Raw genomic sequence first — 744 nt, forward strand, 5'->3', positions numbered from 1 at the left:
GTTCGATAAAAGGAATAAGGCAAACTCCAACGGCAAAATATTGGGAAGGAAAAATACTTCTGAAATGAATTGGGTCCCATGCAAAAAATAAAAATTCTTGTTGAAATCGAGCTGCAGTCAATTGTTCCTCTGGAACCCCTTGATTTAATGCCAGAGAATTTCCTATAGCTATCCGATAGTATTCATCTTCTCCCGGTAATAGATAAACCATATGGTCTATGTTCGATCTCTCAGATAGCCTATAGAATGGACTTTGTAAAGAGCCGTAATGACCAAGCGTTGCATAAATAGATAACGATCCAATAAGCCCAACATTTATTCCTTCGGATGTCGTAATCGGACAAATACGTCCATAATGACTAGGATGTATATCCCGTGTACGAAAAGTAGACGTTCGACTTGTCAATCCTCCAGGGCCCAAAGAGCTCACTTTTCGACTATGAACTATTTCTGCCAACGGATTAGTTTGATCCAAAAATTGTGATAAGGGATGTAACCCAAAAAAATGACGAAAAGTTTCCGTTAATGAAATGAAAGTTTCCAATTTAATAAGAGTTATTCTCTTTTTAGCATTGATTGATACTGATACAGGTAATAAAGTTTTTTCAACTGCTTCTCTGAAATCATATAGAGCTAATCGTAATTGCTCTTGTAATAAATCTGCTACAGAACGAATATATCGATTTTGTAAGTGATCTATATCATCAGGTGTACCTGCTCCAAATTGCACTTTTATAAGGTAAT

The 744-nt window shown here is 36.0% G+C and carries 1 pseudogene; it reads right to left on the reverse strand.

The features are described from left to right. A pseudogene (locus IE038_RS25610) lies at positions 1–744 on the reverse strand (hypothetical protein); the annotation flags it as partial.

It is taken from the genome of Pseudomonas laurentiana, from assembly GCF_014648275.1.
Lineage (GTDB): Bacteria > Pseudomonadota > Gammaproteobacteria > Pseudomonadales > Pseudomonadaceae > Aquipseudomonas > Aquipseudomonas laurentiana.